Source organism: Bordetella petrii (assembly GCF_020991325.1).
Taxonomy (GTDB): Bacteria; Pseudomonadota; Gammaproteobacteria; order Burkholderiales; family Burkholderiaceae_B; genus Bordetella_A; species Bordetella_A petrii_E.
This window is the reverse complement of sequence record NZ_JAJMLX010000276.1, coordinates 1-5,828: the sequence shown is the minus strand read 5'-3', so window position 1 is coordinate 5,828 and position 5,828 is coordinate 1. Positions and strand designations below refer to the sequence as shown.

Sequence of the window (5,828 nt, the reverse complement as noted above, 5' to 3'; positions counted from 1 at the left end):
ACTGCTCCAGCGCCTGCGCGGCGTTGCGCAGCAGCGCGGCGGGCGGCACGCGCGGGTAGCTGATGTCCAGCGGAAAACCGAAAGGCGACTGTTCGCCGCCCACCGTGCCCTCGGCGCCGGCCAATTCCAGCGGGAAGGTCTTGCCGCGCAGGGCCTCGAAGGCGGCGCGGCCGTCGTCGTTGGCGGTTTCGCCATAATGGCGCGGGCTGGGCGATTCCGCGAAAGGGCTCCAGTAGCCACGCTCGGCCGCAGCGGCCAGGGCTTTTTCTAGCAAGGGCTGGTGGCGTTCAAAAAAATCATGTGACACGAGGCGATCTCCGGGATGAACAGGGTTCTTGAATAAGGGGTACGCGGGCGGTTCAGGTTTCCTGGTCGAAATCCAGCACCAGGCGGTCGCTGACCGGAAAGCTCTGGCAACTGAGCACAAAGCCCCGCGCCACTTCGTAATCTTCCAGCGCGAAGTTCGCGTCCATGTCGACTTCGCCTTCGATGACCTTGCAGCGGCAGGTGGAACAGACCCCGCCCTTGCAGGAATACGGCAGCTCCACCCCCTGCGCCAGCGCGGAATCCAGCACGCTGTCCTTGTTCTTGTCGATGAAGAAACTGCGCCGGTGGCCGTCCTGCACCACCGTGACTTCGCACTGCCCCTTGCCGGGCGCGGCCGGCGCCTCGCGTCCCGTGCGCAGAGCGCGCGGCCCGCGCGGCGCGCCGAACAGTTCGAACTTGATGTGCGACTTGGGAATGCCGCGTTCCTGCAGATGCTGCACCACGCTTTCGATCATGGTTTGCGGGCCGCAGACAAAGGCGTAATCGATATCGCCGGGCCGCAGCCAGGCCGTCATCAGCTGGTCGACCTTGTCGCCATCCAGCCGGCCGTTGAACAACTCGATGTCCTGGCTTTCGCGGCTCATGATGTACACCAGCGAGAACCTTTCCATGTACAGGTTCTTCAGGTCTTCGATTTCCTCGCGAAACAGCACCGACGAAGATGCCCGGTTGCCGAAAAACAGCGTGAAGCGGCTGTGCGGCTCGGTGGACAAGGCGGTTTTCACCAGCGAGAACACCGGCGTAATGCCGCTGCCCACGGCAAATGCCACATAGTGACGCTGGTTTTCGGGAGCGAAGTCCACTGTGAAGCTGCCGGCGGGCGGCATCACTTCCAGCGTCTGCCCGGGTTGCAGCTGATGATTGGCCCAACTGGAAAACACGCCCTCGTCGACCTTCTTGATGGCAACGCGCAATACGCCATCGCCGGGCGCCGAGCAAATGGAATACGAACGGCGCAGCTCCTCGCCGTCCAGTTGGGTGCGCAGTGTCAGGTACTGGCCCGGCCGGAAGGCGAACTGCGACTGCAACGCCGGCGGCAGGTCGAAGGTCACCACCACCGCGTCGCGCGTGTTGCGCGCCACCGAGGCGACTTTCAAAGCATGGAACGAAGTCTGGCTCATGGCGTGTTGCTGCCCCGCTCAGTGGGTCTTGAAATAATCAAAAGGCTCGCGGCATGCGCCGCAGCGATACAGGGCCTTGCACGAGGTCGAACCGAAATGGCTGACCAGCCGGGTCTGGCTCGAACCGCAATGCGGGCAGGCCACGGCCGGTTGCGCCGCGCGGCGGCTGATGCCCGACACGTCGATGGCCCGTTCGGCGGGCGCCGCGATGCCGTAGTTCTTCAGCGCGGCGCGGCCGCGTTCGCTCATCCAGTCGGTCGTCCAGGCCGGGGCCAGGCGTGTCTCGACACGCACGTGTTCAACGCCATGTTCGGCCAGCGTGCGCTCGATGTCGTGGGTGATCTCGCGCATGGCCGGGCAGCCCGAATAGGTGGGCGTGATCGTCACCACGCAGGTTGCGCCGTCCCAGGCCACCTGGCGCACCACGCCCAGGTCCACCACCGACAGCACGGGAATCTCGGGATCGGGCACGCTTTCCAGCCAACCCATGATCTGGCGCGGCGAGGCGCAAGTGGCGGCGTTCACCACACGGCTCCGGGATAGGCGCGGGGCAGCGACTGCATCTCGGCCAGCACATAGCTCAGCGCTTCAGTATGGCGCCCCTGCCGGCCGCCCTGAAAGGCGGCATGGCCAGCTTCGGCGTCATCGGGCAAGGCCAGGGTGGCTTCGCCCAGCACCTCGCGCACGTGCTGCAGCCACGGTTCGCGCAGCGCGGCCAGGGTACAGCCTATGCCGCGCGCCGCCATGTCGCGGTCGACGTCGTCGTCGGCGAATAGCTCGCCGGTATAACGCCAGGCATCGTCGATGGCGTCCTGCATGCGCGCATGGCTTTCCTGGCTGCCATCGCCCAGTCGCACCACCAGGTCGGACGAACGACGCACGTGGTACGTGACTTCTTTCAGCGACTTGGCCGCAATGGCCGCCACCCGCTCATCCGACGACTGCGTCAGGCGCTGCAGCAGGAAGTAATGCCATACGTCGAAGAAGAACTGGCGCGCCAGCGTGTTGCCGTAATGGCCGTTGGGCCGTTCCACCAGGACCGCGTTGCGGAACTCCGGCGCATGGCGGAAATAGGCCAGCGCGTCTTCATCGCGCCCCGCCCCTTCCACCTCGCCGGCCAGCGTCAGCCACATGCGGGCCTGGCCCAGCAGGTCCAGCGCGGTATTGGTCAGGGCCAGGTCTTCTTCCAGCGCGGGCCCGTGGCCGCACCATTCAGACAGGCGCTGCGACAGAATCAGCGAGGTATCGCCCAGCCGCAGCAGATACTCGAATAAAGGCTTGTCCATGTCCGCCCCGGCCTACATGTGCTTGATTTCGTCAGGCATGGGAAAAAACGTGGGATGCCTGTACACCTTGTTGTTGGCGGGGTCGAACAGCGGTTCCTTGTCGGCGGGGCTGCTGGCCACGATATCGGCGGCGCGCACCACCCAGATGCTCAGGCCTTCGTTGCGGCGCGTATAGACGTCGCGCGCATGATTGATGGCCATTTCGGCGTCCGGGGCGTGCAGGCTGCCCACATGCTTGTGCGCCAGGCCGTGCTGGCTGCGGATGAACACTTCCCACAGCGGCCATTCTTTGCTCATGATGCATATCCTTCAAGGGGCCGGCCGGCGCGGCCGGAAACAAAGGGGCGTAGTGCCGCGGCTCAGGCCGCCTTGCGGCGTGCCTGCTTCTCGGCATGGGCCACCAGGCCGTCGCGCACCCAGGCGCCCGCCTCATGGGCCTGCTTGCGGGCCGCCAGGCGCTCGCGGTTGCAGGGGCCGTTGCCCTTGATCACCGCGTAGAACTCCGTCCAGTCGATTTCGCCGAAGTCGTAATGGCCGCGCTCGGCGTTCCATTTCAGGTCGGGGTCGGGCACTGTCAGGCCCAGGTATTCGGCCTGCGGCACCGACTGGTCCACCATTTTCTGGCGCAGTTCGTCGTTGGAGAACAGCTTGATCTTCCAGGCCATGGACTGCGCGCTGTTGGGCGACTCGGCATCCGAAGGGCCGAACATCATCAGCGCGGGCCACCACCAGCGGTTCAGCGCTTCTTGGCACATGGCTTTCTGTTCGGGCGTGCCATGCAGGCACATCTGCATCAGCAAATCGTAGCCCTGGCGCTGGTGGAACGATTCTTCCTTGCACACCCGCACCATGGCGCGCGCGTACGGGCCGTAGGAACAGCGGCACAGCGGAATCTGGTTGATGATGGCCGAGCCGTCCACCAACCAGCCGATCATGCCGATGTCAGCCCAGCTCAGGGTGGGGTAATTGAAGATACTGGAATATTTGGCGCGGCCCGTATGCAGGTCGTCGACCAACTGGTCGCGCGACACGCCCAGGGTCTCGGCGGCGCTATACAGGTACAGGCCATGTCCGGCCTCGTCTTGCACCTTGGCCAGCAGAATGGCCTTGCGCTTGAGCGACGGCGCACGGGTGATCCAGTTGCCTTCCGGCAGCATGCCGACGATCTCGGAATGCGCGTGCTGGGAAATCTGGCGCACCAGTGTCTTGCGGTAGGCCTCGGGCATCCAGTCCTGGGGCTCGATGCGCACGCCTTCGTCGATGCGGCGCTGGAACGCCTGCTCGGGGCCGGTCAGTTCGTCGGCGCCGCGAACCCGCTTGACGCCTGTTTCGACTAGCTGTGCATACATGTTCGTCTCCTGTGCGGTCGCGCCGCCCATGAACGGCGTGCGCGCCGGCCATTGCATGGCCTGGCATGAGACGATTATTTAATACACAAAATCAATTGTCAAACCTATTTTTGTATCACATTAGATATGTGTATCATGTTGAGCATTGTCATATAAAGCCTGGATCTCCATGGCAGATGCCCCCTCTCCCGTCGGCCGTTATGTGGCGCGCCTGCTCAAGGACGACCCGCCACGCGCCAAGTCGCTATGCGTCAGTTTGCTGGGCGACGCGCTGGCCTGCCACGGCGGCGCCATCTGGCTGGGCGGCATCATCGAACTGCTGGAACCCCTGGGTATCAACGAGCGGCTGCTGCGCACCAGCGTCTTCCGGCTGGTGGCCCAGGGCTGGCTGCAGGCCGAACGCCATGGACGGCGCAGCTTGTACCAGCTGTCGGAACAGGGGCGTCGCCATACCGCCCACGCCTCGCAACGCATCTATGTCGGCCCGGCCGCCGACTGGAACGGTGAATGGACGCTGGTGGCCCTGCCGCGCCTGGGCCACAACGGGCTGGCCGAGCGCACGGAATTGCGCCGCGAACTGGAATGGGAAGGCTTCGGCATGATTGCCCCGGGCCTGTTCGCGCACCCCCAGGCCGATGCCCGTGCCGCCCACGACATACTGGACAAGCTGGGCATTCCTGACAAGGTACTGGTGCTGTCGGGACGCGACCTGGCCGGCGCTGGCGGCCTGCCCATCGCCAGCCTGGCGCAACAGTGCTGGAGCCTGGACCATCTGGCCGAGCAATACCGCCATTTTTCGCGGCAGTTCGGGCCGCTGGAAAAACTGGTGGACGGCCCGATGGATCCGGCGGACGCCTTTGCCGCGCGCATGCTGCTGCTGCACACCTGGCGCCGCATCGTGCTGCACGACCCTCAGTTGCCCGTGCCGATGCTGCCCGACCGCTGGCCCGGGCATGCCGCGCGCCTGCTGTGCGGCTATCTTTACTGGAAATTGTTCGACGCCTCGGAACGGCATCTGGACAGCGTGGCCGGACGCGACAACGAACGTTATACCCCGCTTTCGCCCGAAGCCGACACGCGCTTCGGCGGCCGCCCCGCGCGGCGGCCGGCAGGCCGCTCGGATTCGCCAGACATGGACTCAGCTACCGCCAACTAGCTGTTGCCAGGTCTCGGGCACCCATGGCGCTACCTCAGCCGCCGCAGCGAGTTTTCACCGGCACCAAGATACAAGGTGTCTGGCTCCCGCCAGGGTGCCGGACACCGTCTGACTGAGACCGTCGTGGCACACAACGGTGTCAGGCACCCTGGCGGGAGCCAGACACCTGGCATATCGCATGTGCGCGCCTTATCAAGGCGCGATCTGCACCCCCAGCGTATCCACATGCAGCTCGCCAGCAGCCTCGCGCCCGGCCCCCGGCATGCAAAGGCCGCGCGCCGCGCCAATGAAAGACAGCGTCCAGCGCGCCCGCAGCGCGCGTCCCAGCGCACGTCCGCTGTCGGCATCCACGCCGCTGGGCACGTCCAGCGCCAGCACGGGCAGGCCCCAGCTGTTCACCGTATCGATCAGGGCCTGCCAGGCATCGTCCAGCGGCCGGTTCAGGCCAATGCCGAACAGACCGTCGATGATCACGTCGGGCGGTGGGTTGGCGTCCAGAACCGGCTGCTCCATTCCGCCCTGCGCCCGCCATGCGGCATGGGCCTGTGCCGCATCGGGAGGCAGGCGCGCCGTGCCGGCCGGCATGGCG

Annotated in this window: 7 protein-coding genes and 1 pseudogene; 1 reads left to right on the top strand and 7 read right to left on the bottom strand. The window is 65.5% G+C overall.

Features of this window, described 5'->3' with window-relative positions:
* From LPZ50_RS20660 to paaA, 6 genes and pseudogenes are all read right to left on the bottom strand, one after another.
* Positions 1-307, bottom strand: a pseudogene (locus tag LPZ50_RS20660) (phenylacetic acid degradation protein PaaN); the annotation flags it as partial.
* A gap of 52 nt (positions 308-359) precedes the next feature.
* The gene (gene paaE, locus LPZ50_RS20655) at positions 360-1,448 is read right to left on the bottom strand and encodes a 1,2-phenylacetyl-CoA epoxidase subunit PaaE (RefSeq protein WP_230664504.1); all 1,089 of its coding nucleotides are present in this window, start codon (positions 1,446-1,448) and stop codon (positions 360-362) included.
* Positions 1,449-1,466: 18 nt separating this feature from the next.
* Positions 1,467-1,937, bottom strand: coding sequence for a 1,2-phenylacetyl-CoA epoxidase subunit PaaD (gene paaD, locus LPZ50_RS20650; protein WP_230664506.1), 471 nt, complete (start codon positions 1,935-1,937; stop codon positions 1,467-1,469).
* 32 nt (positions 1,938-1,969) lie between these two features.
* Positions 1,970-2,734, bottom strand: coding sequence for a 1,2-phenylacetyl-CoA epoxidase subunit PaaC (paaC, locus tag LPZ50_RS20645; protein ID WP_230664502.1), 765 nt, complete (start codon positions 2,732-2,734; stop codon positions 1,970-1,972).
* Positions 2,735-2,746: 12 nt separating this feature from the next.
* Positions 2,747-3,031 (bottom strand): 1,2-phenylacetyl-CoA epoxidase subunit PaaB, encoded by a 285-nt coding sequence (paaB, locus tag LPZ50_RS20640; protein WP_230664500.1) that lies wholly within the window; start codon positions 3,029-3,031, stop codon positions 2,747-2,749.
* Positions 3,032-3,093: 62 nt separating this feature from the next.
* The gene (paaA, locus tag LPZ50_RS20635) at positions 3,094-4,083 is read right to left on the bottom strand and encodes a 1,2-phenylacetyl-CoA epoxidase subunit PaaA (RefSeq protein WP_230664498.1); all 990 of its coding nucleotides are present in this window, start codon (positions 4,081-4,083) and stop codon (positions 3,094-3,096) included.
* 169 nt (positions 4,084-4,252) lie between these two features.
* On the opposite strand from paaA, the gene paaX reads away from it, so the two are divergent.
* Entirely contained in the window at positions 4,253-5,239 is a 987-nt protein-coding gene (paaX, locus tag LPZ50_RS20630) for a phenylacetic acid degradation operon negative regulatory protein PaaX (RefSeq protein WP_230664496.1), read from the top strand.
* A gap of 192 nt (positions 5,240-5,431) precedes the next feature.
* On the opposite strand, the gene LPZ50_RS20625 is transcribed toward paaX, so the two are convergent.
* Positions 5,432-5,828: NAD(P)H-hydrate epimerase (locus LPZ50_RS20625; RefSeq protein WP_329957686.1), on the bottom strand; the 397-nt coding region annotated here is incomplete at its 5' end.